General features: G+C 67.1%; 20 protein-coding genes and 1 pseudogene. 8 read left to right on the top strand and 13 right to left on the bottom strand.

What is annotated here, in order from left to right; genetic code table 11:
• Positions 1-200 precede the first annotated feature (200 nt).
• From AC1DN2_RS20510 to AC1DN2_RS20495, 4 genes are all read right to left on the bottom strand, one after another.
• The gene (locus AC1DN2_RS20510; RefSeq protein ID WP_476851758.1) at positions 201-1,928 is read right to left on the bottom strand and encodes a thiamine pyrophosphate-dependent enzyme; all 1,728 of its coding nucleotides are present in this window, start codon (positions 1,926-1,928) and stop codon (positions 201-203) included.
• 293 nt (positions 1,929-2,221) lie between these two features.
• Positions 2,222-3,736: an amino acid permease gene (locus tag AC1DN2_RS20505; RefSeq protein WP_476851757.1), complete on the bottom strand. Its 1,515-nt coding sequence runs from the start codon at positions 3,734-3,736 to the stop codon at positions 2,222-2,224.
• Between the two features lie 74 nt (positions 3,737-3,810).
• Positions 3,811-4,755 (bottom strand): glutaminase, encoded by a 945-nt coding sequence (locus AC1DN2_RS20500; RefSeq protein ID WP_476851756.1) that lies wholly within the window; start codon positions 4,753-4,755, stop codon positions 3,811-3,813.
• A complete protein-coding gene (locus tag AC1DN2_RS20495) occupies positions 4,752-6,350 on the bottom strand; it encodes a PucR family transcriptional regulator (protein WP_476851755.1) in 1,599 nt (532 codons plus the stop codon). Before AC1DN2_RS20495 ends, AC1DN2_RS20500 begins: the two co-directional genes overlap by 4 nt.
• 328 nt (positions 6,351-6,678) lie before the next feature.
• Here AC1DN2_RS20495 and AC1DN2_RS20490 point away from each other — a divergent pair, with 328 nt between their 5' ends.
• Positions 6,679-7,596 carry an MBL fold metallo-hydrolase gene (locus tag AC1DN2_RS20490; RefSeq protein ID WP_476851754.1) on the top strand — a complete coding sequence of 306 codons (918 nt, stop codon included), beginning with the start codon at positions 6,679-6,681 and terminating at the stop codon, positions 7,594-7,596.
• A gap of 27 nt (positions 7,597-7,623) precedes the next feature.
• On the opposite strand, the gene AC1DN2_RS20485 is transcribed toward AC1DN2_RS20490, so the two are convergent.
• On the bottom strand, positions 7,624-9,270 hold the full coding sequence (locus AC1DN2_RS20485; protein WP_476851753.1) for a glycosyltransferase family 2 protein: 1,647 nt from the start codon (positions 9,268-9,270) through the stop codon (positions 7,624-7,626).
• A 98-nt stretch (positions 9,271-9,368) separates the two neighbouring features.
• Complete coding sequence (locus AC1DN2_RS20480) at positions 9,369-9,602, bottom strand: hypothetical protein (RefSeq protein WP_028276090.1); 234 nt, start codon at positions 9,600-9,602, stop codon at positions 9,369-9,371.
• 245 nt (positions 9,603-9,847) lie between these two features.
• On the opposite strand from AC1DN2_RS20480, the gene AC1DN2_RS20475 reads away from it, so the two are divergent.
• The 4 genes and pseudogenes from AC1DN2_RS20475 to AC1DN2_RS20460 all read left to right on the top strand — a co-directional run.
• On the top strand, positions 9,848-10,468 hold the full coding sequence (locus AC1DN2_RS20475; protein WP_476851752.1) for a DnaJ family domain-containing protein: 621 nt from the start codon (positions 9,848-9,850) through the stop codon (positions 10,466-10,468).
• Between the two features lie 97 nt (positions 10,469-10,565).
• Positions 10,566-11,477, top strand: a complete 912-nt coding sequence (locus tag AC1DN2_RS20470) for an SDR family oxidoreductase (RefSeq protein ID WP_476851751.1) — start codon at positions 10,566-10,568, stop codon at positions 11,475-11,477.
• A gap of 161 nt (positions 11,478-11,638) precedes the next feature.
• On the top strand, positions 11,639-12,400 hold the full coding sequence (locus AC1DN2_RS20465; protein WP_476851750.1) for a DUF4386 family protein: 762 nt from the start codon (positions 11,639-11,641) through the stop codon (positions 12,398-12,400).
• A 249-nt stretch (positions 12,401-12,649) separates the two neighbouring features.
• A pseudogene (locus AC1DN2_RS20460) lies at positions 12,650-12,955 on the top strand (phosphogluconate dehydrogenase C-terminal domain-containing protein); the annotation flags it as partial.
• Between the two features lie 103 nt (positions 12,956-13,058).
• Here the strand turns inward: AC1DN2_RS20460 and AC1DN2_RS20455 are convergent.
• The 3 genes from AC1DN2_RS20455 to AC1DN2_RS20445 all read right to left on the bottom strand — a co-directional run bounded on the left by AC1DN2_RS20455 (position 13,059) and on the right by AC1DN2_RS20445 (position 15,497).
• Positions 13,059-13,700: an NADPH-dependent F420 reductase gene (locus AC1DN2_RS20455; RefSeq protein WP_476851749.1), complete on the bottom strand. Its 642-nt coding sequence runs from the start codon at positions 13,698-13,700 to the stop codon at positions 13,059-13,061.
• Between the two features lie 188 nt (positions 13,701-13,888).
• Positions 13,889-14,038 carry a hypothetical protein gene (locus tag AC1DN2_RS20450; RefSeq protein ID WP_164468554.1) on the bottom strand — a complete coding sequence of 50 codons (150 nt, stop codon included), beginning with the start codon at positions 14,036-14,038 and terminating at the stop codon, positions 13,889-13,891.
• A 97-nt stretch (positions 14,039-14,135) separates the two neighbouring features.
• Positions 14,136-15,497, bottom strand: a complete 1,362-nt coding sequence (locus AC1DN2_RS20445; RefSeq protein WP_476851748.1) for an LssY C-terminal domain-containing protein — start codon at positions 15,495-15,497, stop codon at positions 14,136-14,138.
• Between the two features lie 122 nt (positions 15,498-15,619).
• Between AC1DN2_RS20445 and AC1DN2_RS20440 the strand changes: the two genes are divergently transcribed.
• Entirely contained in the window at positions 15,620-16,966 is a 1,347-nt protein-coding gene (locus AC1DN2_RS20440; protein ID WP_476851747.1) for a sensor histidine kinase, read from the top strand.
• Positions 16,959-17,639, top strand: a complete 681-nt coding sequence (locus AC1DN2_RS20435; protein ID WP_476851746.1) for a response regulator — start codon at positions 16,959-16,961, stop codon at positions 17,637-17,639. The genes AC1DN2_RS20440 and AC1DN2_RS20435 overlap by 8 nt, the downstream gene beginning before the upstream one ends.
• Positions 17,640-17,740: 101 nt before the next feature.
• Here AC1DN2_RS20435 and AC1DN2_RS20430 read toward each other — a convergent pair whose 3' ends face one another.
• Positions 17,741-19,186 (bottom strand): S8 family peptidase, encoded by a 1,446-nt coding sequence (locus tag AC1DN2_RS20430; protein ID WP_476851745.1) that lies wholly within the window; start codon positions 19,184-19,186, stop codon positions 17,741-17,743.
• A gap of 119 nt (positions 19,187-19,305) precedes the next feature.
• Positions 19,306-20,646 carry an ammonium transporter gene (locus AC1DN2_RS20425; RefSeq protein WP_476851759.1) on the bottom strand — a complete coding sequence of 447 codons (1,341 nt, stop codon included), beginning with the start codon at positions 20,644-20,646 and terminating at the stop codon, positions 19,306-19,308.
• Positions 20,647-20,907: 261 nt separating this feature from the next.
• Here AC1DN2_RS20425 and AC1DN2_RS20420 point away from each other — a divergent pair, with 261 nt between their 5' ends.
• Positions 20,908-22,005: an LLM class flavin-dependent oxidoreductase gene (locus AC1DN2_RS20420; RefSeq protein ID WP_476851744.1), complete on the top strand. Its 1,098-nt coding sequence runs from the start codon at positions 20,908-20,910 to the stop codon at positions 22,003-22,005.
• Positions 22,006-22,038: 33 nt separating this feature from the next.
• On the opposite strand, the gene AC1DN2_RS20415 is transcribed toward AC1DN2_RS20420, so the two are convergent.
• A complete protein-coding gene (locus tag AC1DN2_RS20415; RefSeq protein ID WP_476851743.1) occupies positions 22,039-23,043 on the bottom strand; it encodes a CapA family protein in 1,005 nt (334 codons plus the stop codon).
• A 53-nt stretch (positions 23,044-23,096) separates the two neighbouring features.
• Positions 23,097-23,342: a DUF2630 family protein gene (locus AC1DN2_RS20410; protein ID WP_223913561.1), complete on the bottom strand. Its 246-nt coding sequence runs from the start codon at positions 23,340-23,342 to the stop codon at positions 23,097-23,099.
• Between the last annotated feature and the right edge of the window lie 76 nt (positions 23,343-23,418).

The following is a 23,418-nucleotide window of genomic DNA, read 5'->3' as shown; positions in this document are numbered from 1 at the left end:
GAAATCATCAGCCACCCGCGCCCGCCCAAAGGAACCGTCTACATCGGCCTCAACGGCACGGGCAGGCAACCGTCCACGAAGTCCTGAGACATGAACCGTCCACGATCAGTTGAGACATGAAGTGTCAACGATGAGGTGAGACAGCACAACGCCGAATGACGACCAGGACTGATAGCGCAACCAGGTTAGGTAGGATGGATTTAGTAGGCCTTGACCCGCTGTTCGACGATGAGGTGGACCAGGGCGAACACACCGTCCCGGTCGATGGCGGCCAGCGCCGCCTCGAGGGCGGACGGCACATCCTTATCCTCGGTGACGGTGATGCCGAAACCGCCGAACGCCCGGGCCATCATGCCGAAGTCGGGGTTCTTCAGCTGCGTGCCCGACACCCGGGACGGGTAGTGGCGTTCCTGATGGGTGCGGATGGTGCCGTACTCCTGGTTGTCCATCACGACGATCAGCGGCGTGGCTCCGTACTGGGCGGCCGTGGCGAGCTCCTGGCCGTTCATCAGGAATTCCCCGTCGCCGGCGATGGTGACCACCCGGCGCTCCGGGCTGGCCAGTGAGGCGGCGATGGCCGAGGGCACCGAGTACCCCATGGAACCGTTCCGGGCACTGATCATCGAGGCGTAGCGCCGGGTGGGGAAGTACCGGTGCGCCCAGTTGGTGTGCTCGCCTGCCCCGAATGTCACCAGGGCGTCCTGCGGCAGCAGCGGGACGAGGTTGGCCATCAGGGTGTCCATCTTCGCGGGACCGGCGCTGGGTGTCGACGGCGGCAGGCTGGCGAACGACTGCTGCTCGGCGCGCATCCGGGCCGTCCACGCCTTCCACTCCTGCCTGACGGGCAGGTCGATGTTGACCAAGTCCCGGACGAAGGCGTCCGGCTTGGCCAGGATCTGGCGGGAGACCGGACCGGAGCGGCCGCGCAGCGAGGGATCGATGCTGACGAGGAAGTTGTTCTTGTTCCAGTCCTGCCGGCAGACGAAACCGTCCGTGATCACGTCCCCCGGGACCGTCCCGACGAAAACGAGCAGATCGGTTTCCTCCAGGAGGTCATAGGTGGGGCGGGGCCGGCCGTAGCCGATCGGCCCCACGTAGCTGGGCGAATCAAAGGAGACGGTCCCCTGTGTACGCCACTCCGCCGCGGCCGGGATGTGGTGCTTTTCGAGCCAGCGGGTTAGTTCCGAGGCGGCTTCCTGGGTCCAGTCGTTCCCGCCGGTGACAAAGAGCGGCTTCTTCGACTGTGCCAGTGCCTCAGCCAGCGCACCGGCATCGGTGCTGCTCATGCCGCCCGCGGCAACCGGGATGGTCGGGTGCAGGGCCGGATCAATGGGGACCCGGATGATGTCCTCCGGCAGGCCCACCACCACGGGCCCGGGACGGCCGCTCATGGCCGCGAACATTGCCTCCGCGACAATTTCGGAGGCCCGCTCGGGGTGGTCGAGGACCATCACGCGTTTGGCGCCGGTGTCGAACCACGCCTTGATGTCGAACTCCTGGAACGCCTCGCGGTCCCGGTGCGCGAACGGAATCAACCCGACGAAGAGCAGCATCGGGGTGGAGTCCTGCCACGCGGTGTGCAGGCCCACGTGGGCGTTCGCCGCCCCGGGTCCGCGGGTGACCATGGCGACGCCGGGGCGCTGGTTCATCTTGCCGTCGGCCTCGGCCATGTACGCGGCGCCGCCCTCGTGCCGGCAGACCACGGTCTCGATTTCAGAGCCGTGCAGCCCGTCGAGGACGTCCAGGAAGCTTTCCCCCGGGACAACAAAGGTGCGTTCCACCCCGTGCGCTGCGAGCGAATCAACAATCACGTGGCCGGCGGACTTGAGGGTGCTGGCGCCGTTGCGGTTATCCAGGACAGCCCCTGGGGCCGTCTGCAGGGGTTTGATGGTGTCGCCTTCAACTGGGTGCGTGTCGGTTGCGGTCATTGTGGATGCAGACTCGGTTTTCATCACTACTTGTCTTCTTGGGTTGGGTTGGCGGGCATGGCATGTCCACTGAATCCAGCGGAACGGTGGCTAGTCTGTTTCCGGTCCGGTGCAGAAGAAGCAGCCGTCCTCGCAACTGTCGTTCGACGCCGGCGGCTTGTCTTTGTGCGCGTCTGGCGGGTGGCGCTCCTGCAGAGCGCTAGGGCGGCCGGGACTCAGCGGGTTTCGTGGCTGCATGAAGGCTTTCGCGTTGGGTGCCGGGTTGTGGGATTGGTCGGCACTGGGATGTTCGATTAGCGGATTGGAGTCCGGTTGGCCAGCACGGGCGCGGCGCCCGTGAAGCCGTCGCGGGTTTCGGCGATGTCGTGGATTTGTTTCCGGCAGGCGTACCAGCCGCCTACCATCAGCGCGCAGGCCACCAGGGTCACCAGCAATGTGAGCGGGGAATCGATGAAGACCATGACGAGGACGCCGAGCAGGAATACCAGGGAGAGGTAACCGGTGTAGGGGGCGCCGAACATCCGGAAACTGGGGCGCTCAAGCCAGCCTTTGTCTGCCCACCGTTTGAGCTGGATCTGGCAGAGCACAATGGTGGCCCAAGTGACGACGATGCCTACGGCGGCGACGTTCAGGACAATCTCGAAGGCCTGGCCGGGGACCAGGTAGTTCAGCGGGACCCCGAGGAGGGAGACGCCGGCGGTGATAGCGATACCGCCGTAGGGGACACCGGCCTTGTTCATCCGCTGGGCGAACTTCGGGGCCGATCCGGCCACTGACATGGAACGCAGGATGCGGCCGGTGGAGTATAGGCCGGCGTTCAGCGAAGACAGTGCGGCCGTGAGGACCACGAGGTTCATGATGACGTCCACGCCTTGGATACCGATGGATCCGAAGAACGTCACAAACGGGCTGACGCCTTTTTCATACGAGGTGTAGGGCAGCAGCAGGGCGAGCAGAATGACCGAGCCGACGTAGAAGACGGCGATCCGGAAGACCACGGAGTTGATGGCCTTGGGCATGATTTTTTCGGGGTTTTCGGTTTCGCCGGCGGCGGTACCGATCAGTTCGATCGAGGCGTAGGCGAACAGCACGCCCTGCATAAGGATGATCATGGGCAGCAGGCCGTTGGGGAAGAGGCCGCCATTGTCGGTGATGAGGCTGAATCCGACTTCCTGGCCTTCCACGGGCGTGCCGAACATGACGAAGTAGGTGCCGACCAACAGGAACGCGACCAGGGCCGCGACCTTGATCAGGGCGAACCAGAACTCGAGCTCGCCGAACACCTTGACGGAGACGAGGTTGAGGCAGAGGACCACGACGAGGGCGATCAGCGCCCACGCCCACTGCGGTACGGCCCCCATCCAGGGGATGTATTTGCCGAAGAAGTTCATGTAGAGGGCCGCGGCGGTGATGTCCACGATGGTGGTGGTGGCCCAGTTGATCCAATAGAACCAGCCGGAGATGAACGCGGCTTTCTCTCCGTAGAATTCGCGGGCGTAGGACACGAACGATCCTGACGAGGGCCGGTGCAGCACCAGTTCACCCAGGGCGCGCAGGATCAGGAACGCGAAGAAGCCGCAGACTGCGTAGGCGATGACCAGTGACGGGCCTGCCGCGTTGAGCCGGCCGCCGGCACCCAGGAACAGGCCTGTCCCGATGGCCCCGCCGATCGCGATCATCTGGATCTGCCGGGGCTTCAGGCTCTTGTGATAGCCCGAGTCCTCCGCGTGGATCAGGGCATCCGAAGCGTGGGCGTGGCCGCCATCGGCCTGGTACAAGCCAACCTCGTCATTGGGGTTGTTGGGCATGGGTGTTCCTTTCGATCTGTCAGAGATCTAAATGGGGTTCTGGAGGGAGATTGTGGGGACAGCCGGGCATCAGATCAGAAAATCGACCACCCGGTCCGGTCGGACAGGTCAGCGAGAGCCGCCGTGCCTGCCAGGGAATTTCCTTTGGAATCCAGCCGCGGGCTCCAGACGCAGATGGCGCACTGGCCGGGGACAATCGCCAGGATGCCGCCGCCTACACCGCTTTTCCCGGGAAGTCCCACGCGGTAGGCGAACTCGCCGGCTGCGTCATACATGCCGCAGGTCAGCATGATGGAACCGATGCGCTTAGCCTCGCTCCTGGAGATCACCGCGCCTTGTACTCCACGACCATCCTGCGCGAGGAATAGACCCGCCTTGGCCACCTCCGCGCAGGTCATCATGATTGAGCACTGCCGGACGTAGTTCTCGACCACTGCCTCTGCGGGCTGCCGCAGGTTGCCGAATTCCTTCAGGAAGTGGGCGAGGGCCAGGTTGCGGCTGCTGCTGGAGAGTTCACTCTTTGCGGCGATCTCGTCGATGAAAGGGCCCTGTCTTCCATTCTGGTGTCCCACCTGGCCGGTGAGGAAACGCAGGACCTGGGCGGCGGCGTCGGGAGTTCTTTCCATCAGATGGTCGGTGACCACCAGGGCGCCCGAGTTGATGAAGGGGTTCCGTGGGATCCCGTGCTCGACTTCAAGCTGGACCAAAGAGTTGAAGGGCGTCCCTGAAGGCTCGCGAAGGACCCTGGACCACAACGAGCCGGAGTCATCGGCGCTGAGCGCCATCGCCAGGGTGAAGACCTTGGAGATGCTCTGGATCGAGAACGGAAGATCGGCGTCGCCGGAACTGAATAGTTCCCCGGACGTCGTGGCAACCGCGATGCCGAAACGGTCGAACGGCGGGGACTGCAGGTGGGGAATGTTTGCGGGGACTGACCCCGCTTCCGTCCGGGGCCGGTGGCCGCGGACAATGTCATCCAGTAATAAGGCAAGCGGCGGCGAATCAAGTGTTGTCATCATTTCTTGCCCACGTGCTCCTTCTGCGTGCCGGACCACTCCTGAACATGCAGCAGCGCGACCAGTGCATGGCGGGGATTGCCGAAGTCCAGGCCGGTGACCCGGCTGACCTTGCCGATCCGGTAGTAGACGGTGTTCTTGTGCAGCTGCATCCGCTTCGCGCACTCGGCCACGTCGAGTGAGGCGTCGAAGAAGGCACGCAGGGTTACGGCCAGTTCAGCGTCGTCGCGGAGCAGGGCCCAGAGGCTGCGGTGCCGAAAGGCCGCCGTCGTAAAGTTCTCCACGGCGTCGTGGAAGAGGATCTCGGCTTCGAAGTCGTCCACCGTCGCAACCGAAACTTCGCCGGAGCGGCGCATGCAGCCCAGCAGCGCTTCGCATATTCCGGTCACGGAATGGATTGATAGCAGATCGGGAACAGCGGGGCCGACGGCGGCAAAGGGGCTGATGCCGAGGTGCTTGTTGGCGTCCTTGACGATTGCCTCGGCCAGACTCCGCAGACCGGCCCCGGCGTTGGCGGACTGCAGCCCGGGAAGGATCACGGCGGTGTCGCCGTGAAACTGTCCCACGATGGCTGAGGGCTTGTAGGCGGCTGCATGGATTGAAGCGAGGTTGGCCAGCTCGCCGTGTTTGAGTGCGGCGTCGTTCTCCTGGGCTTCGGAGGCCGAGAGGCCAATCAGGATCAGGGCCGCGGGGCGGTCCGCAGGGATCTTCTCGCTGTGCGCGCTCGCCGCAGCCTCGGCGGGACCCGAAAGGAGGCGCACGATCCGGTCCTCGCGCATGTGCACGGATTGCTGGTTGCGGTACCGGATCAGCTCGGCGGAGGCCCGCGCGGCCGAGCCGGTGAGCACGTAGTCGACGTCGTCGCCGAAGCCGCCGCCGGTTTCCTGGAGCCAGATGTAACCCATGATGCGGTCGCCGGCGAACAGGCTGATGGCGACGCGCTCCCGCAGGCCGTCCTGGGGCCGGGCGGGAACCCGGACCGGCAGGCGCGTCCGGTGCAGCTCGCGGTAGGCGCCGAGGTCCTTGAGGAGGAGTTCGTATTTGCGCGGGCCGCGCCGGGCCAGGATCGAGGCCTTGCGCAGTTCGTCAATGGCGTTGGTGACCGTGGAGTAGGCCAGGACCTTGTTGGCGGCGTCCTCGATCACCACGTGGCTGGAGGTCAGGCGGGCCGTGGTCTGGGCGATGGCGAAGAGGTCTTCTTCGAGCAGGGTCAGCACTTCGCGCTGGTAGCTGGGCGGCTGGATTCGGTCCTTGGCGATGGACAGCAGGCGGTCCCAGTCTGCCGCCGGGTCCACCAGCAGCAGGCCGGTTCCGGCGGCGCGGAGCAGCTCTTCGGCTTCCGCCAGTTCCTCGGGGCTGCCCTTGACGGCCAGGACCAGGGGCGGGCGTTTCAAGAGGCGCCGCACTGCGGGCAACGCGGAGCGTCCGCGAACGCCGATCAGCAGGACGAACGCAGTCGCGCCGTCGGCGGTCTCGTCGTCGGCGTCGACGATCAGAAAGCGTTCGATCGCAGCATCCGTGCGGGACGGCCGAAGTATCAGGCTGGCGAAACCCAGCGGAAGATCCGCGAGGATGTCGTCCACTGTAGCTGCGGCCATGGGCTTCTTTCTGACATTGGCACCCGCCCGGACGGCTTTGTCCGGACACCTCAGCCTATCCAGCAGGCATCGCCGAAAGTATGGAAAAGCTCCTAAATTACGCGGCCCGTTTTAGGTCTACGGACCAAGGCGAGGTCTGCAGAGCTGCGGGGCCCCATCGATTGCTCCGTAAGTGCCGTAATCACTCGTCAAAAGGGCATTTACGGAGCGACCGACGGGGTTTGAGGACCGGAAGGGGACCGGTCATCATGGAGTGTTGGTGCGTCATTGCGGAACCCGACGTCCGCCGCACCCGCCGCCACTGGCGCTGACGCCCCTAGGAGAACCCATGGAGACGCCCCCGGACCTGATCGACTTCACCGCAGGCCGCGCCCGGTCCGGAGACCTGGAGGTGGCCTGGATCCACGGCTCGGAATCGGCGAAGCACAACACGGACCCGGACATCCAGGTCCACGCCTACGACCGGCACACGTTCATCCTGCGCCAGAACATGGCGGTCAACTACGAGGCGCCGTTCATGTTCCTGCTGTTCGGCAACGCGCGGGCCGTCCTCATCGATACCGGCGCGACCGCATCCGCGGACTTCTTCCCGCTGCGCCGCGTTGTCGACGGCCTTGTGGCGGCCTGGCTTGCCGCCCATCCCCGCGACGGCTACGGTCTCCTTGTCCTCCACACCCACCCGCATGGCGATCATGTCGCAGGCGATGCCCAGTTCGCGGGCCGTCCCGACACCGTTCTGGTGGACGCGGCCCGGGACAATGCCTGGGAATTCTTCGGATTCACAGCCGCGGGTGCCCCGGCCGCCGGTGCCTCGGACGACGGCGGCGCCGTTCAGCCCGCGCAGGTGGACCTCGGCGGGCGCGTCCTGGCATGCTGGCCCAGCCCGGGGCACCACAACGCGGCCGTGACGTTCTACGATCCCCACACCGGGTTCCTGCTCACCGGAGACACGGTCTATCCCGGCCGGCTCTACATCCAGGACTGGCCAGCGTTTGTGAGCACCATCGAGCGGCTGATCGGGTTCTGCGCCACCCACCCCGTCACCCATGTCCTGGGCTGCCACATCGAAATGTCGCAGCAGCCCGGCGTCGACTATCCGATCTTCACCACCTACCAGCCCGACGAACCACCGCTGCAGATGACCGTGGAGCAGCTCCGGCAGATCCGCCGGGCCATCGACGAGGTGGGCGGACGCCCCGGCCGGCATGTGTTTCCCGGGTTCATCCTCTGCCTCGAGGGGGAATGAGCGGGCGGGACCACCGGCCTCCAGCCCTCAGCGCCCCCGCAGCGACGCCGCGGCCGGGACGCCGGGCGGGAAATCGGGCAACGCCCCTGCGGGCGTGTGGAAGATCCACAACGAGAGCGCACGGTAGGTGGCCCAGTCGTCGTCGGCCGCCCGCAGGGACGCGATCTCGGTGCCGTCGGGTTGCCCGGTGGTGCGGATGACCTGCAGCCGGACCGGCGCGGCCTCCGGCAACCGGAGCATGACGGACCCCGAAGCCGGCAGCGTGCCGTGTGGGAAGCGGACTGCGGCGCCGCCGACCGAAATGTCCAGCAGCTCTCCGCCGGTGCCCTCGGCCTCCACCGGCGCGGACACCTCCATCCGGTAGGCGTTGCGGCGGGATGTGGCGAATTCGGCGGCCCGGATTCTGCGCGTTCCGAGCACCAGGACCGCGCCGGCGAGCACCAGCCAGGCACCGGACGCCACCGTGGAACCGGGCGTCGTGCGCCAGGGCACCAGCCCGGCCAACCCGGCGGCCGCGTACAGAATCACCGCGGAGATGAGGACAACCATCACGATCAGGATGCGCGGCGTCCGGCCCCGGAGCCGGAGGTCGGCGGCGCCCTTGGGCGTCACCTGGAACTCCAGGATGTTCCGCGACATGAGCCACCAGAGGCACGCCAGGCCGACCGGGACGCGGAAAATCCGCAGCGCGAAGGCCGTGGGCCAGTGGATTTCGTTGCGCATCAGCTGCTTGGAGCCCCACAGGCGCACGGTGAACATGACCAGGAAGACCCCGGTGAAAAGCAGCGGCCCGGCAGTGGAGGTCTGCGCCCCGGACAGCATGATCACCACCGGAATCAGGAAGGCCACGAGCGTGGCGATGCCCTCCAGCCACCACAGCGTGCCGTTGAGGTACTCGTGGTAATTCCGCCACGACAGCCACCCCTTCGCCGCCCACAGCTTCTCGTGGACGAGGATCTGCATGGCACCCATGCCCCAGCGCCGGCGCTGCAGCAGGTACTGGTCCGGGGTCGCCGGCGCGAGCCCGACGGCGAGCGTCTGGTGGTGGTAGACGGTCCGCCAGCCGCGCCGGATGAGTTTGAGCGTGGTGTGCATGTCCTCGGTGATGGTCTCGGTCGCCACGCCGCCCACCTCCTGCAGGGCGCTCAGACGCAACAACGACGTCGACCCGCACCAGAAGGGTCCGGCGCCGGGTACGTTGCGGGACGCCATGAGGACGTTGAAGAAGGTGCCCTGCTCACCCGTGATTCCGTCGTCGTCGAACGCGCCGCCGTTGTAGAACGACTGCGGACCCTGGATCAGGGCGATCCCGGGGTCTTCGAACCAGCCCAGGGTGGCGGTGAGGAAAGTGGGCAGCGGGACGTGGTCGCAGTCCAGGACGGCGATAATGTCGATGCCGGGGCCGCCGGCGGCCTTCTCCGAGGCCATCAGGCCCAGGGCGTGGTTCATGTTGCCGGCCTTGGCGTGGTCGTGGACGGGCCGCCGGACATACCGGGCGCCGTAGGCGACGCACATTTCCTCGACCCAAGGCCGGTCGCCGTCGTCGAGGACCCACGTCTCATGCGCCGGGGCCAGCTCGCAGGCCGCCGCGACCGTGGGCGTCAGAACCTCGATGGGCTCGTTGTACGTGGGGATCAGCACCGCCACCCGCATGCCGTTCGGGGCCTCCGTCACGGGCGCCGGCGGATGGCCGCGGCATGGCACCAGTGACCGGATCCGCCGGAATCCTTGCAAAACTGCGGAGGGAGTGTGCTTCGTCCTACTGCTTTGGTCTATTGCTTTGCAACGTGCTCGGCGTCCTCGGGCCCGACGAAATTGCACGAGCCGGGGTGGCGCTTGGGCAACGTGCACGTGCGCCCGGTGGGCAGGTGGACGTTGGCGCACCGGCCCGCCATGGCCACGTCTTCGCGGACATGCGTGACGTGCGTGCTGCTCTGATCCTCTGGCGCTTCCTCGCGGCTGGTTTGTAGGGGGCTTCCGGACGCGCTCTGGTTTTGGCTGTTCACGGCTGCAACTCCTCGGGATCTGCTGTGCAGAAAAGATGGGAAGGATGCTTAGTTTTATCCGAAGTCCCCAGCTTCGCACGGGTGAGTTAACGCCGGGTTACGGGAGTGTAAGGATCCCGTCTCGGCGAGGGGGCGGGTTGCCATCGTCGCGGTTCGCCGCCGCGCGGACCTTTTGCCGCCGCCCCGCTGTTCCTCATACTGGAAGGCAGATCCGCGATTCCGACAGGCGAGGACGGTGGTGACTGATGAGGAGCGGGGTCAGTGGTTCCAACAGCGCTTTCCGGCGCCGGGTGGAGCGTGCCGCGGAACTCCGGGCCGTGCGGGCCTCGGGCAGCACGGCGCAGGAGAACGACGAGCTCAACGCCGCCGAGGAGGAACTCCGGCAAAAGCGCGCCAAGATCGACGACGCCGCCAAGGCTGAGTACCTGATCCGGGATGCCATGGCGCAGGGCAAGTTCGACAACCTCAAGTACGCCGGCAAACCCATTCCCGGGCTGGGTGAGGCGTACGACCCTGACTGGTGGGTCAAGGGCCTGATCCAGCGGGAGAACATCTCCGGGCTGGGCCCGAAGGCGATCCTGCTCCGCACCGAGGACGCCGAGCTCGACGCGCGGCTCGATGCCCAGTTCAGCGAAAAGCAGGTCCGCGACATCGTGGAGGACTTCAATGCCCGGGTCATCGATGCCCGGCGGCAGCTCCAGGGCGGGCCGCCCGTGATCACCAAAACGCGGGACGTCGACGCCGAACTGGACCGCTGGCGGGGCCGCCGGGCTGCCGCGGCCGCCGTCGCCCCTCCGGAGCCGGAGCCGAAGCGGCCCTGGTGGCGGCGGCTGTGGAGAGGGGCGGGCCAGGCGCCGCTGAACTAAACGCTCACAGGCTACGGGCGCCGTCGAACTCCTTGGGCTCATTACTCGAGGGCCGGCCCATTGCAGCTGCCGCAGAGAAAACAACTAGGAGATAACAATGTCTGAACAGGAACCCGTGCTGGTGGTCGGTGCGACGGGATCGCTCGGTGGGCAGGTCGTCGACCGGCTTCTTGACCGGGGCAAGAAGGTGCGGGCGCTTGTCCGCCCGAGCTCGGACGCGGGCAAACTCGAGGCCAAGGGCGTCGAGATAGCCCGCGGCGACATGCTCGACCTCGATTCGCTCGTCGCCGCGATGACCGGCGCCGCCGCTGTGATCACGACGGCGGCCGGGTACACCGGGAAGAACAAGAACGCCCACGAGATCGACACGCGTGGCAACGCCAATCTCGCCATCGCCGCCAGCAAAACCGGGGTGCCGCGCTTCGTGCTCACCAGCATCCTCACGAGTGACCAGACACCCGGTGTGCCGCATTTCTGGCACAAGAAGCTCGCCGAGGACAAGCTCGAAGAACTCAACGTCCCGTTCGTGGCCCTGCGTCCCGGAGCATTTTTCGATCAGATCGCCCAGCTCGGCGGTGACCCGTTCGAGAAGGGCCGCATCATCTGGCTCGGCTCAAAGAGCGTCCCCCTGACGTTCGTTCTGACCAGCGACCTCGCAACCTACCTCGCCGAAGCCGTCGACGCCGACATCGCCGACGGCGAACGCATCGAAATCGGCTGGACGCGCCCCATCAGCATGCGGGAAGGCGCTGAACTGGCGTCGCGGCTGGCGAACAAGAAAATTAGGGTGCTCTCCCTTCCCACCGGACTGCTCCTCAGGATAGGCAAGATTTCGGGAAAGTCCGGCTCGCGCATGAGCGACATGGGAGCCATGGCGGCGTGGTTCGAAACCGGCCGCTACGTGGCCAACACGAGCCGCCAGGCAGAACTCTTCGGCCCCGCGCCAACTCCGGAAGACGCGGTCGCGCGCTTCGCTGCGCGGTTGGGCCACGGACGAGCGCAGTCCTAGTGGGTGCGGCGGTGTCCAGATTAACGGGCGGTCCCGCCGGGTCACACGTGCCGCCGCCACATGCCGGTCAAAGGCCCGTGGCTCCGGGGACGCAATCGGCGTAGCCTGCGCTTAGGCGCGCACTTCGCGCACCCGCGCGTCGGCACGAAACGGGCGATGCCATGAAGAAATACGGCACTGATCATAATCCGCGGCCGGCGGCTTCGGCCGGGTCTGGGCGCCCGGCATCAGACCGTGCACCGCTTCGCCTCGCCGCCACCCTGGCGTTTGCCGGCTTCGCGCTGTCCGTGGTCGCCGGGCTGCTCCATGCCGATACGGCCAGCGCAAATGACCACCCGGCGACGTTCGCGGAGTACGCCCGCAGCGGTATTTGGACGGCGGTCCACCTCGGCCAGTTCGCCGGCATGGCGCTTCTCATCTCCGGGCTGCTGGTCCTGCTGGTGGTCCTGAAAGCACCGGACGGGGCCATGGCCTGGACGGCCCGCTTCGGCGCTGTCGCTGCGGTCGCCGCGCTGGCACTTTACGCCGCCCTCCAAGCCGTCGACGGCGTTGCCCTCAAGCACGCCGTGGACGCCTGGGTTGCGGCTCCGGAGCCGGAGAAAGCTGCGCGGTTTGCGACGGCCGAGGGTATCCGTTGGCTGGAGTGGGGCATGCGCAGTTACCAGAGCTTCGTGCTGGGTGTGGCCCTGGTCCTGACCGGTGCCGTGGTTGTCGGGGCGCGCCGCGTCTCCCGGCTGATCGGCTATTTTATGGCGCTTTCCGGGCTCGCCTACCTCGCGCAGGGCTGGATCGTCGGCGCCGAAGGCTTCTCTCCGGCCAACTCCATTCCTACACTCGCTGGGATTGTCCTCATCCTCGTGTGGTCCGCGTGGCTCCTGGTCAGTGCATGGTTCGGGAAGGACGCGCCCGCCCGCGACAGGTGACGCGGCTAGCGGACCCCGACGGCGGGAGGTTCAGCCGCCGTCGTCGTCGCGTCCGTCAGAGTTCCGGGACGCAGGGGCCGGAGCCCAGCAAAGCGCATAGGGGAATGACCATCCGGGAGTCGTCCCCCTTCAGGGCTTCCCGGGTCCTGCGGTGGCGTAGCCGCGCGCTGCCGCCCGGATTCGCCGGATACCTGCCCGGTCGCCGGAAAAGACCGGCGACTTCGCAGGCTTCCGGCGAATTCGCGCGGCGAGGCGAGCCTCGTGGAGACTGTCGCCTGCATGATCGGGACCCTGCTCAAGGAAGCCCTGCACGAAACCGTGCACACCGCCGGCGTCCCCGAGGAAGCAGCCAAGGCCATGCTGTTCGGGCACGTCCAGATCGCCCTGACCCAGGCCCTGCGCGGTTCCAACCCGTTCTCCGAGGCGTGCGACATCGCCATCCAGTACGGCAAGGACACCATCATCAAGGACGACTGGAAGAAGATCTTCGACGACTCTGAGCTCGACTACGTCATCGCCAAGATGCTCAAGCTCGAGCCCGCCGTCCAGCGCTGACCCCTAACCCCCGGCCGAATTCGCCGGATAGCTGCGAGCTCGCCGGAAAAGTCCGGCGACTTCGCAGGCTTCCGGCGAAATCGCGCGCCCGGGGCAGGACGGGTCAGATGGTGCGCGGAGCCTTGGCCAGGTTCTCCGTGAGCTCGGCCGCGTTCTGCCGGATCACGTAGGCCGGGCGGTCCCGTTCCGTGCGCCAGCTTTCGGCGAGCGGGCCCATGTTGACGGTGTCGAAGCCGAATTCGTCATAGAGCCTGGTCACCAGCTCGGCCGCTTCCGGGAAGTCGCTCGCCGTGGCCAGGGCACGGCGGTTCGGGGTGCCGGCCGGGGTCCCGTCCGTGGTGATCTGGGAGAACATGATGTGGTTGAAAGCCTTGGCCACCTTGGACTGGGGAAGGTGCTCCTGCAGCAGGCCGGACGTGGTGGCCTCGCCGTCATCCAGGGCCGGGATATGCCCGTCGCGTTCCCAGTAGTAATTGTTGGTGTCGAGGACGATCTTGCCGGCCAGCGGTTCCACGGGGACGTCCGGGAGGCTCCTGAGCGGCACGGTGACGACGGCGAAGTCGCCGGCTGCGGCCGCCTCGGCCGGCGTTGCGGCCCGGGCCCTGGGCCCCAGTTCCGCGACGAGCTCCGCCAGAGTTTCCGGCCCGCGCGAGTTGCTGATCACGACGTCGTAGCCGACCTCCACGGACTTGCGGGCGATCTGGCCGCCAATGTGTCCTGCACCGATGATTCCGATTGTTGTCATGCCGGAGAAACACCCGGGCGAGCGAAGATATTTCGCCGGTTCAGGACTGTGTGCGCCGGGGACCGTCAGGACACCGGCCGGGGCAGGCGAGCCCAATTCGCCGGAAGCCTCCCCGCTCGCCGGAAAGTTCCGGCGAGCCCGCAGAGTTCCGGCGAGTTCGCTCGTAGAGAGGCTAGCGCCTAGGGAGGCTAGGCCGTGGGGCCCGGTTCGTCGTCGGTGTCCGGGCCCTCTGCCGCGTCCTGGGAATGGGCGCGGTCGTCGAAGGGTTCAGCCGTTGCATCACCTTCGGCGGGGGTCTCGCTGTGGTGACGCTCCGGCGCCTGTGAGTCGTCGCTCATGTCCGCTCCTTAGCTGCTCCTGCGGTGGATTGCTGGCTATTTGAACATCTAGCTCCCGCAGCGAGAGAGCTGTCAAGGGCCCCTGGATCCTGCGGATTCAGACGGGCGTCCGGCCGCCGGGACGGCTGGAATCCCGGTTGATTACCTTGCGGGGGCGCAGGGCATAGTCGCGGGACCGCTTGCTGGAGAGCGCCAGAAGCAACAGGATGTCCAGGGTCAGGCCGGGGAGATTGGACTTCAGGGTGATGTCCGGGCCGCCGTGGAAAACATCGACGGCCTGGAAGCAGATGGCGGCCGTGCTCAGTGCCATGGCCACCGTCCTGGCCCAGTTTCGGCCGAGGAACACGAACCACGCCAGCAGGATCTCTGCCACGGCAAAGAGCAGGACAACCGCCGTTGCGGCGCTGACGGCCAATTCCGCCTGGGCCTCTGTGACCGCCGGGCCGGCTACGGGCTGCACCAGTGAGCTGACGTGCGCGTCCTTGAAGAGCACCAGGGACAGGGCCAGCAGCGCGGCCGCCGCCGCGCGGGCACCGACGAAGACCGCCCCGACAATCGTGGTCGAAGGACGCCTGGCGCGGCCCTCGCCCGGGGGCGTGTCGCTCCCAAGCAAGCCCGCAGCGGTCGGCTCCGCGACGGTCTGCCTGAGATCGACGATGGGGAGATTGCCGTCGGTGGTGATGGTGTCGCCCCCGCCGTTGCGCGCGTGATAGCCGGTGGAAAAATCACGGATCACCCGGAGCCCGGCCGCGGGATCAGCCCCGGTAATGGCGCCGACCACATGGTCGCGTTCGGCGTCGGTGTTCTCATCGATCTTGTGGGTGATCTGCAGGGTAAACAGGGACAGCCCGACGCTGCGGTCATACGTGCCGGCCGCCAACCAGTCGACGGCCAGCCCGCCCGGCAGCAGCCAGCCGGGCGGGCACCGCCAGAAGCGGACGTGGTGCCGTTTGCCCGGGGTGCCGTCGACTTCCTGCTGGTAGGCAAAATCCTGCTGGCGGCCGAACAGGAACAGCGGACTGACCGGGGCCTCGAGATAGCTGCGGCGCAGGAGGGTGGAGGAGACGATCCGCCGGCTGCTGGCCAGGGTCACGTCATCGGCCCTTGTCCAGCCCGCGGACCGCATCACGCCATGGATCTGCGGTTCCGATCCCAGCAGGGCGATGTTAACGGGATCGCCCAGCAGCCCGTCGCTGGTGCGCGCCCGGCCGATGAAGTAGTCCGGAACGTAGAGCCGGGTCAGGATCCGGTGCAGACGGGGAAGCACCAGATAGGCGAGCAGGGCCCAGAAGATGAAGAGGAACCAGACCTGCGCCCAGCCCCATTCGAAGCTCAACTGCACCAGCAGCGCGGTCAGCCACACAGCCGCAACGCCGCCCACCACGAAGAACACGCTGTCCAGCACGGAGTACGGCACCGCTTCGGCGGGAGCTGTGACCTCAACCGCTGCCTTGGTCATGGCCGCCATACTACGCCCGCTATCGACGGAGGGCTGGCTCGAAAGATGAATCTTCTGGCCCCAAGGTGGAGTGCGGCCGGATGTGACCTGCCTGTGACAGCCGCCGTGGATAGGGTGACAGCATGGAACCACTACTGAAAGTTTTGCGGCATTGGGGCGCCCCCGCGGCGGCCGTTCTCTTCTTCACGCTGTGGTGCGTGGCCGAGGCCGGGCGGATGGGCCCCGGCCTCCACACCTGGGAGGGGACGTGGCCGCTGATCCTCATGACGGCAGCGATTGCCTGCGCTGCCTGGAAGCCCTACGCGTCACTCGGATTCACGGCAGGGCTGCTCGCGGGCCAACTGGGGTACGCCATTCCCGCGATGCACGCCAACCACTGGGCCATTTACCTCGGGGCGTTCGTGTCCCTGGCTTTCATCCAATGGACGGCCCGGCGAAGGACACGCTTCATCGCGGCGGCCGCCAACGTGGTGTTCGCCGGCGCCATGACCTTCCTGATGCTGTCCTGGCGCTACGGCAACGGCGTCGGCTGGCTCCTTCCGCTGTACATGGGCGACCGGTGGACCTTTCAAGCCTACGGCTGGCAACTCTTTTCGCTGCTGCTGGTGATCGCGGCAGCCTGCGCCGCCGTCGGACTTCTGCTGGCGATGTATCAGGAACGCGGCAGCCTGTTCCAGGCCAGGACCATCGCCCAGACCAGCCTCAGGGAAGCCGAGGTGGACCTGATCGTGGAGCAGGAACGGACCCGGATCGGCCGGGACCTGCACGACGTGCTGGCCCACTCACTCGCCGTGATCGCGGCGCAGGCGGATGGCACCCGCTACCTGAGCAAGGACCAGCCGAGGGCAGTCCTAAACGCCCTGGAGAACATTGCGACGTCGGCCCGGAGCGCCCTGGTGGACGCGCAGCGCGTCATCGAGGGGGTGCACGACGACGGCATGGTCACGCCCCAGCCCCGGCTCAGCGACGTCGGGCCCCTCGTGGCGCGCATGCAGGGCAGCCTCGAGATCGAACAGAGCGAGTCCGGCGCACCCGCCGAGCTTTCCGCCGGGCAGCAGCTCGCCGTATTCCGGATCATCCAGGAATGCCTGACCAACGCACTGAAACACGGCGGCCGCGGCACCGCGGTGCGGCTGCACCTGGACTGGAGCGGCCCGGGGCTGACCCTGCATGCGGCGTCCGGGATCCCGGAGACCACAGGCAGGGACAGCCCGGACCCTGCCGCCGAAACGCGGGTGGGCCGCGGCCTCGCCGGGATGCGGGAACGCGCCCACCTCGCAGGAGGTTGGATGACGTCCGGCCCGGATGGCGAGCAGTACCGGGTGACAGTCTTTATCCCCTACGGCACAAGGACGGCCGACGCCGACGCTGCCGCTGCCGCCGCCAGCGCGGAGCCGGACCTGGTTCCCGCGGGAAGCCCTGCAGCGCGCCCGGGAATGCCGCTGGCCGAAGCCGGCGACCGTGGCTGATGCCGGGGCGGCCATTACCGTGGCGATTGTCGATGACCAGGCCCTGTTCCGGGCGGGAATCCGGATGCTGGTGGAGAGCCAGCCGGACATGGCGATGGCCTGGGAAGCCGGCGACGGCGCGCAGGCGGCGGCATTCGCCGTCGAACGGTGCCCCGACGTGATGCTCATGGACCTGCGCATGCCGGTCCTTGACGGCGTCGGCGCCACACGGCGGATCGTGCGGCAGGCGGAGGCCGCAGGCACCGGCGCGCCGAAGATCATCGCCCTGACCACCTTCAACCGGGACCAGGCGGTGGTTGACGCCGTGCACGCCGGGGCCAGCGGCTACCTGCTCAAGAGCGCCGAACCGGAGTTCCTGCTCGCCGCGATCCGGACCGTGTACTCCGGGTACTCCGTGATTGCGCCGGGATCAGTGCAGGATTTGTTCCAGCATGCCGCCCGGACCGTGCCGGCCGGGGGACCGGACCTGTCCGCGCTGGAGGTGCTGTCTGTCCGGGAACGGGACGTCTTCCTGCTCGCGGCCAAGGGGCTGGCCAACGGTGAGATCGCCGGAAGCCTGTTCGTATCCGAGGCGACAGTCAAGACACACCTCAGGAGCGTGCTGGGCAAGCTGGGCCTCGGGACCCGGCTCCAGCTGGTGGCCTTCGCCTATGAACGCCGGCTGCTGGGCTGAAACCCGCTGCTGGGCCGAAACCCGGCTGGGCCCCCGGCTGAGACTCGCCGAGGGCCGCTGGCGCGGCGACTTGCGCCGCCGGATTCCTCACCGCCGCAGCGTCAGAAGCTCACCGTCTGGGTCAGGTATCCGTAGTACTGCCCCGAGATCGGGTGGATGGGATCGCCGCCGAAGCCGTAGTCGTGGTGCCGCGTCGAGTACGACTTTGTCAGGTCAAGGTACTGCTCCATGACGTGCTCGGCTGATCCCGTGCAGGCCTTCTGGCTGATGCAGAGGGCCACGGACCCTGCCACGGCCGGGCTGGCGAAGCTGGTGCCGTTGCTTACGTTGTAGCCGCCGGGCCAGGTGGAGAGCATGCACACGCCGGGGCCGGAGACGGTGTGGGCCTTGTCGTCACTCGTGGTGGCGAAGTTGGAGAAGAACGCGGGCTGGTCATCCTTTTGCCCGTACTTCGAAAAGTCGTCGGGGCCGCAGATCGGGGCGGCATCCCCGCCGGACTTTCCGTCGAAATCGCCCATGGCGGTGGCGGTCAGTACTTGGTCGTACGTGGCCGGCACTGTGTTGGCGAAGTCCTCACCGGCGTTGCCGGCCGCGACGGCATAGGTGACACCGGCCCGGACGGAGCGGCAGATGGCGTAGTGCATTGGGTCCGTGCCCTTGCCGCAGTTGGGCGTGTCCGCGGCGCCGCCGGCGATGCTGATGTTGGCCACGGCGATGTCGTTGCTGTCGTCATGGTCCTTGCGCGTCGAGGTCACCCAGTCAATCGCGCAGATCAGGCTCTGCTCGGAGATCAGGCCGTTGTCGTCAACCACCCGGACAGACCACAGCGGAGTGCCCGGGGCGGTCCCGATGACGCCCAGGCGGTTGTTCCGGGCGCCGATCACGCCCGCAACGAATGTCCCGTGCCCCAGGACGTCAACGGGGGTCACATCGACGGGCGAGCCGGACTGGCAGTCGACGCCGCCCTTGACGTTCAGGTCCGGGTGGGTCGCATCGATGCCGCTGTCGATCACCGCTACGTTGACGTTGATCCGGCTTGGCCCCCGGTCGAGGGCCTTCCGGACGTCTGAGCTGGTTCCGGCGATCCGCTTGCGCCAAAACGGCGTCTCCTGGGTGGCCGCGGTTCCAAGATCCCGCGGTTGCTGGAAGGTCCGGCCTGCCGTGACGAAGTCGACGTTGGGGTCGGCCTTGACGCGTTGCGCCTGGGCCGCCGTCAGGGTGGCAGAGTAGCCGTTCACAGCGTTGCGGTAGACCTTCGATGCCGTGAATCCGTAGGCGCTTTGCTGGGCGGCCGCCGCCGCTCCGGCGTCCACGACGCCGTCCTTGAGCACCACGATGTAGTTTTGTGCCGGGTTGGCGGCGTTCGAAGGAGCTGCCGCCACCAGGCCGCCGCCCGCCGCCAGGGCAAAGGCCGCCAGCGAGGCCAGCCCGCGCCCGAACCAAAATGTGTCCGGTCTGGGAAGGGAGCTGCGCCGGTGTCTGCGCGGGGTCCGCGCCACCGATGTTAGCTTCGGTTTTGATGCCTTGCGGCTGGCTTGGCTGAACATCGTGGCCTCCCATTAAGCGAGTTCGCTAATTCGAGTGCCCCCCGCCCATATCTTAAGCCTCCGACCGCGTCTTACACCCGGGCCCTTTGGAAAAACTTGAGCCGGCCCCAGAGGCCGGCTCAGACGAGGCTGTCTTCCTTTGCGCGTGCGGAGGCATTTTCCGGTGCCCGGCCGGCCGCGTGGGCCGACGTCGCCGCGTGGGCAGGCGTCGCGGCGTGGGCCGCGCCGGTGTGGTGGCCGAACGGGTTGAACCGGCTGAAACCGAGCTCGGCAAAGGCATACGCGGTCTCGGCGTGTTCGGACCGGTCGACTCCGGCGAGTTCGTCCTCGCGGCTGACCCGGAAACCCAGCGTCTTGTGGATGGCGAGTCCGATCACCGCGGTCCCGAGGCCGGACACGGCCACCGTGATGAGGACGGCCACGGCCTGCGCGATGACCTGGTGGAGCCCGCCGCCGTAGAACAGCCCGCCGCCGGCACCGTCCACCGGGAGCGCAATGAAACCGAGGGCGAGCGTGCCGATCAGGCCGCCGCCGAGGTGGACGCCGACGACGTCGAGCGAGTCATCGAAGCCAAACTTGAATTTCAGGTCCACGAACACGGCGCAGGCCGCACCGGCCACGAAGCCAAGGCCCAGCGCGGCGAGCGGGCTGATGTTGGCGCACGACGGCGTGATCGCCACCAGGCCGGCGACGGCGCCGGACGCCGCGCCCAAGGAGGTGTGGTGGCCGTGGCGGACCTTCTCCGTCACCAGCCAGCTGATCATGGCTGCGGCAGGGGCGGCCAGGGTGTTCACCCAGATCAGGCCGGCCTGCTCCACTGTGGTGGCGGCGCCGGCGTTGAAGCCGAACCAGCCGAACCACAGGATGCCCGCGCCGAGCATAATGAAGGGGATGTTGTGGGGGCGGTGGCCGGGGTCCTTGCCGAAGCCGTGCCGGTTGCCCAGGATCAGGACCAGGACCAGCGCCGCCGTTCCGGACGCGATTTCCACTACGGTGCCGCCGGCGAAGTCGATGACCTGGCCGAAGACGGCACTTACGGCGCCGCCGGCACTCATGAGGCCTCCGCCCCAGACCATGAAGGCCAGGGGGCAGTACACGAGGGTGATCCAGACGGGGACGAAGAGGGCCCAGGAGGTGAACTTCGCGCGGTCCGCGATGGCGCCGCTGATGAGGGCCACGGTGAGGATGGCAAAAGTGGCGCTGTAGCCGGCCTTGATCAGGTCCGGCGAACCGATGAGGCTGCTCAGGCCGAAGCTCGCGAACGGGTTGCCGAACACGCCGAGGACACCTTGCCCGGTGCTCATGGAGTAGCCCCAGAGGACCCACACCACGCCGACGATCCCGACCGAGACGAAGCTCATCATCATCATGTTGAGCGAGGCCTTGGCCCGGGTCATCCCGCCGTAAAACAGGCCCAGGGCCGGGGTCATCAGCAGAACCATCGCTGCCGACACAATCATCCAGACGCTTCCAGCAGTGAGCTGCACCGGCGGGTCCCTTCTCGTCAGTCTTCCGTACCGGGACACGTCGCCGCCGGCCCCCCGATCCGGATTTAATCCTCGCGGAGCCATGTTTCCGGCAGTGAGGCGAAAAGTTGCGGGCACGTTACGGGAATCGCGACGGCGTGAAGTTCGCGTGACCGGCATGTTTCAGGAATGTAAACGCGGCCTCATATGCCCGCCGGTTTTGATGCTGCCGGGTGAGGCCAGGAATGAATCCAAATGATTGAATGTTCAATAAATATGGACTTTGGTATCTTCACTTTCGGCGAGCTCACCCGCGATAGCAGCACCGGCATCGCGCTGTCCCCGCAGCAGCGGCTAAAAGAGATCATCGAACTCGCCAAGCTGGCCGATCAGGCGGGCCTCGGATTCCTGGGGTTGGGGGAGCATCATCGGCGCGACTTCGCCCTCTCGGCCCCGGAAGTCGTCCTCGCCGCGATCGCCCGGGAAACATCCAATCTCCGGCTGGGCACGGCCGTGACGGTGCTCTCCACCCAGGACCCCGTGCGGCTCTTTGAACAGTTCGCCACTCTGGACCTGATCTCCGACGGCCGGGCCGAGATCATTGCGGGCCGCGGCGCGTTCGTGGAGTCGTATCCATTGTTCGGCCACAAGCTCGACGACTACGACGCCCTGTTTGATGAGAAGCTGCGCCTGCTGCTGGAACTGCGGGACAACGCCCGGGACAACTCCACAGTGCAGTGGGCCGGACGACTGACTCAGAGCATCCCGGACATGGACATCGCCCCGCGCCCGGTGCAGGCGAAGCTGCCAGTCTGGGTGGGCGTCGGTGGCACCCCGGCGAGTTTTTCCCGGGCGGGCAGGCTCGGGCTTCCTCTTTTCATCGCCCTGCTGTCAGGGCCGGCCCGTTTCCGCCGCCTTGTTGAGCTCTACCGCGAGAGCGCTGCCGAGGCCGGCCACGATGCCGGCGCGCTGCCGGTGGGGGCCGGCGGTCACTTCTACGCGGCGCCGACGTCACAGCAGGCGCGCGACACGTTCTACCCCTACTACCGGGCCTACTTCGAACAAAACATGCCGCGACCCGTAGACCACTTCCCCCGATCCACCTTCGATTCCTGGACCGAGCCCGGCGGCGGGTTGCTGGTGGGGAGCCCGCAGCAGATCACCGAGAAGCTCCTGGAGATCCACCAGACTCTGGGGAACTCGCGATACCTGGCCCAGATCGGACTGGGCGGCCTACCCTTTGCCGAGACGGCCCGGTCGATTGAACTGCTGGCCACGGAGATCATGCCCGCCGTCAACAGGGAGGTCTCGGCCGCCCTGGTAAGCAGCCGGACCGGCAAGCAACCAGTCTGACAATCAGCCCGCCGGCTGGCCCACTACAGCGATTCAGTTTTGGTCCAGCGGAATCTCAAGGCAGCGGCCGGAGGCGTTCCAGTAGCCCAGCGTGCCCAGCTGACCGCTCAGCCGCTGCATCCGGGCGGCAATATCGGGTGCCGATCCGCGGGCCAGGCGCGCCTGGAATCCGTCGATGATGGTCGGATGCAGCCGAAGCGTTCGGGGTGCGCCGGCGCCGGTGTCGAGCATGAACACGAAAGACTGGTCATTGCGCTCGACCGGGTCCACAGCGTAGTCGTCAATGAAGTCCCCGGCACTGAAGATGATAGGACGGTTCCGGTGGATGCCGACGCCGCGAAATATGTGCGGCGAGTGGCCGAACACGACGTCGGCCCCGGCCTCGATGAGGTCCCGGGCAAGGTCCTGGTGCCCGGCCGGGACGTCGTAGCCCCAGTTGCCGCCCCAATGGGCTGACACGATGAGGACCTGGACGCGGGCCTTGGTCCTGGCGACCAGTTCCAAGAGTCCGTCCAATCGTGTCCCGCCGCGCCGGCCGGCGTCATCGATGGGGACATCCTCCACCGGGACGTAGTAGACCCCGGGAGCCGCGGTGCCCGCCTCCCAGCCGGGCTCGTTGTCCGTGAAGGCAATGAATCCGACGGCGACGGCGCCCACGCGCCACACGGCCGGGCGGCGGGCGGCCTCCAGGTCGGGGCCGGCCCCGGCATGGAGAATGCCGCAGCCGTCCAGCGCGGGCAGCATCTCCCCGAACGCGTCCTGGCCGAAATCCAGGACGTGGTTGTTGGCGAGCGAGACGACGTCGATCCCGGCCGCGAGGAGGCTTGCCACATTCTTCGGGTCCGAGCGGAAATGGAAGATCTTGCCGGGTTCGGGCTCGCCGCCGGCCGCCAGGACACACTCGAGGTTGGCGATGCGGACGTCCGCCTGCTTCAGGACCGCCAGCGTGTCGCCCCACGGATAGGCAGGCCTGGCCGCTGCCAGGTGCCGGTTCACCAGCCGGCCCAGCATGACGTCTCCCAGCAGCGCGATCAGCATGGACTGCCTGCCTGCCTGCCTGCCTGCCTGCCTGTCAGGTCAGGGCCCGGGGGCTAGCTTTGGTAGCCTTCGACCTCGCTGACCGGCCGCACTTCCGCCTCGTCGGGGTTCTCGCCATAGTCTTTTTTCGCGCGCCGCTGGCGGAGCAGGTCCCAGCACTGATCCAGTTGTTCTTCCACCTGCTGCAGCCGGAGGATGTCCGGGCCTCCGGTCCCGCCAGACTGGGTTGAGCCTTCGCGGAGGCCGTGTTCCTCCTCCACCAGGGCCTTGATGCGCTCCAGGATGTCTTGGTTGTCCATGGTGTCCTCTTTTCGTCCGACGGCGGCAGGCAGCCTTCTCTTCGCAGGGTCCACTTCCAGCAGGTCCCCTTCCAGC

Source organism: Arthrobacter sp. 01L42 (genome assembly GCF_056400005.1).
The sequence above is the reverse complement of the archived record's forward strand: the minus strand, read 5'-3'. Positions and strand labels throughout refer to the sequence as shown.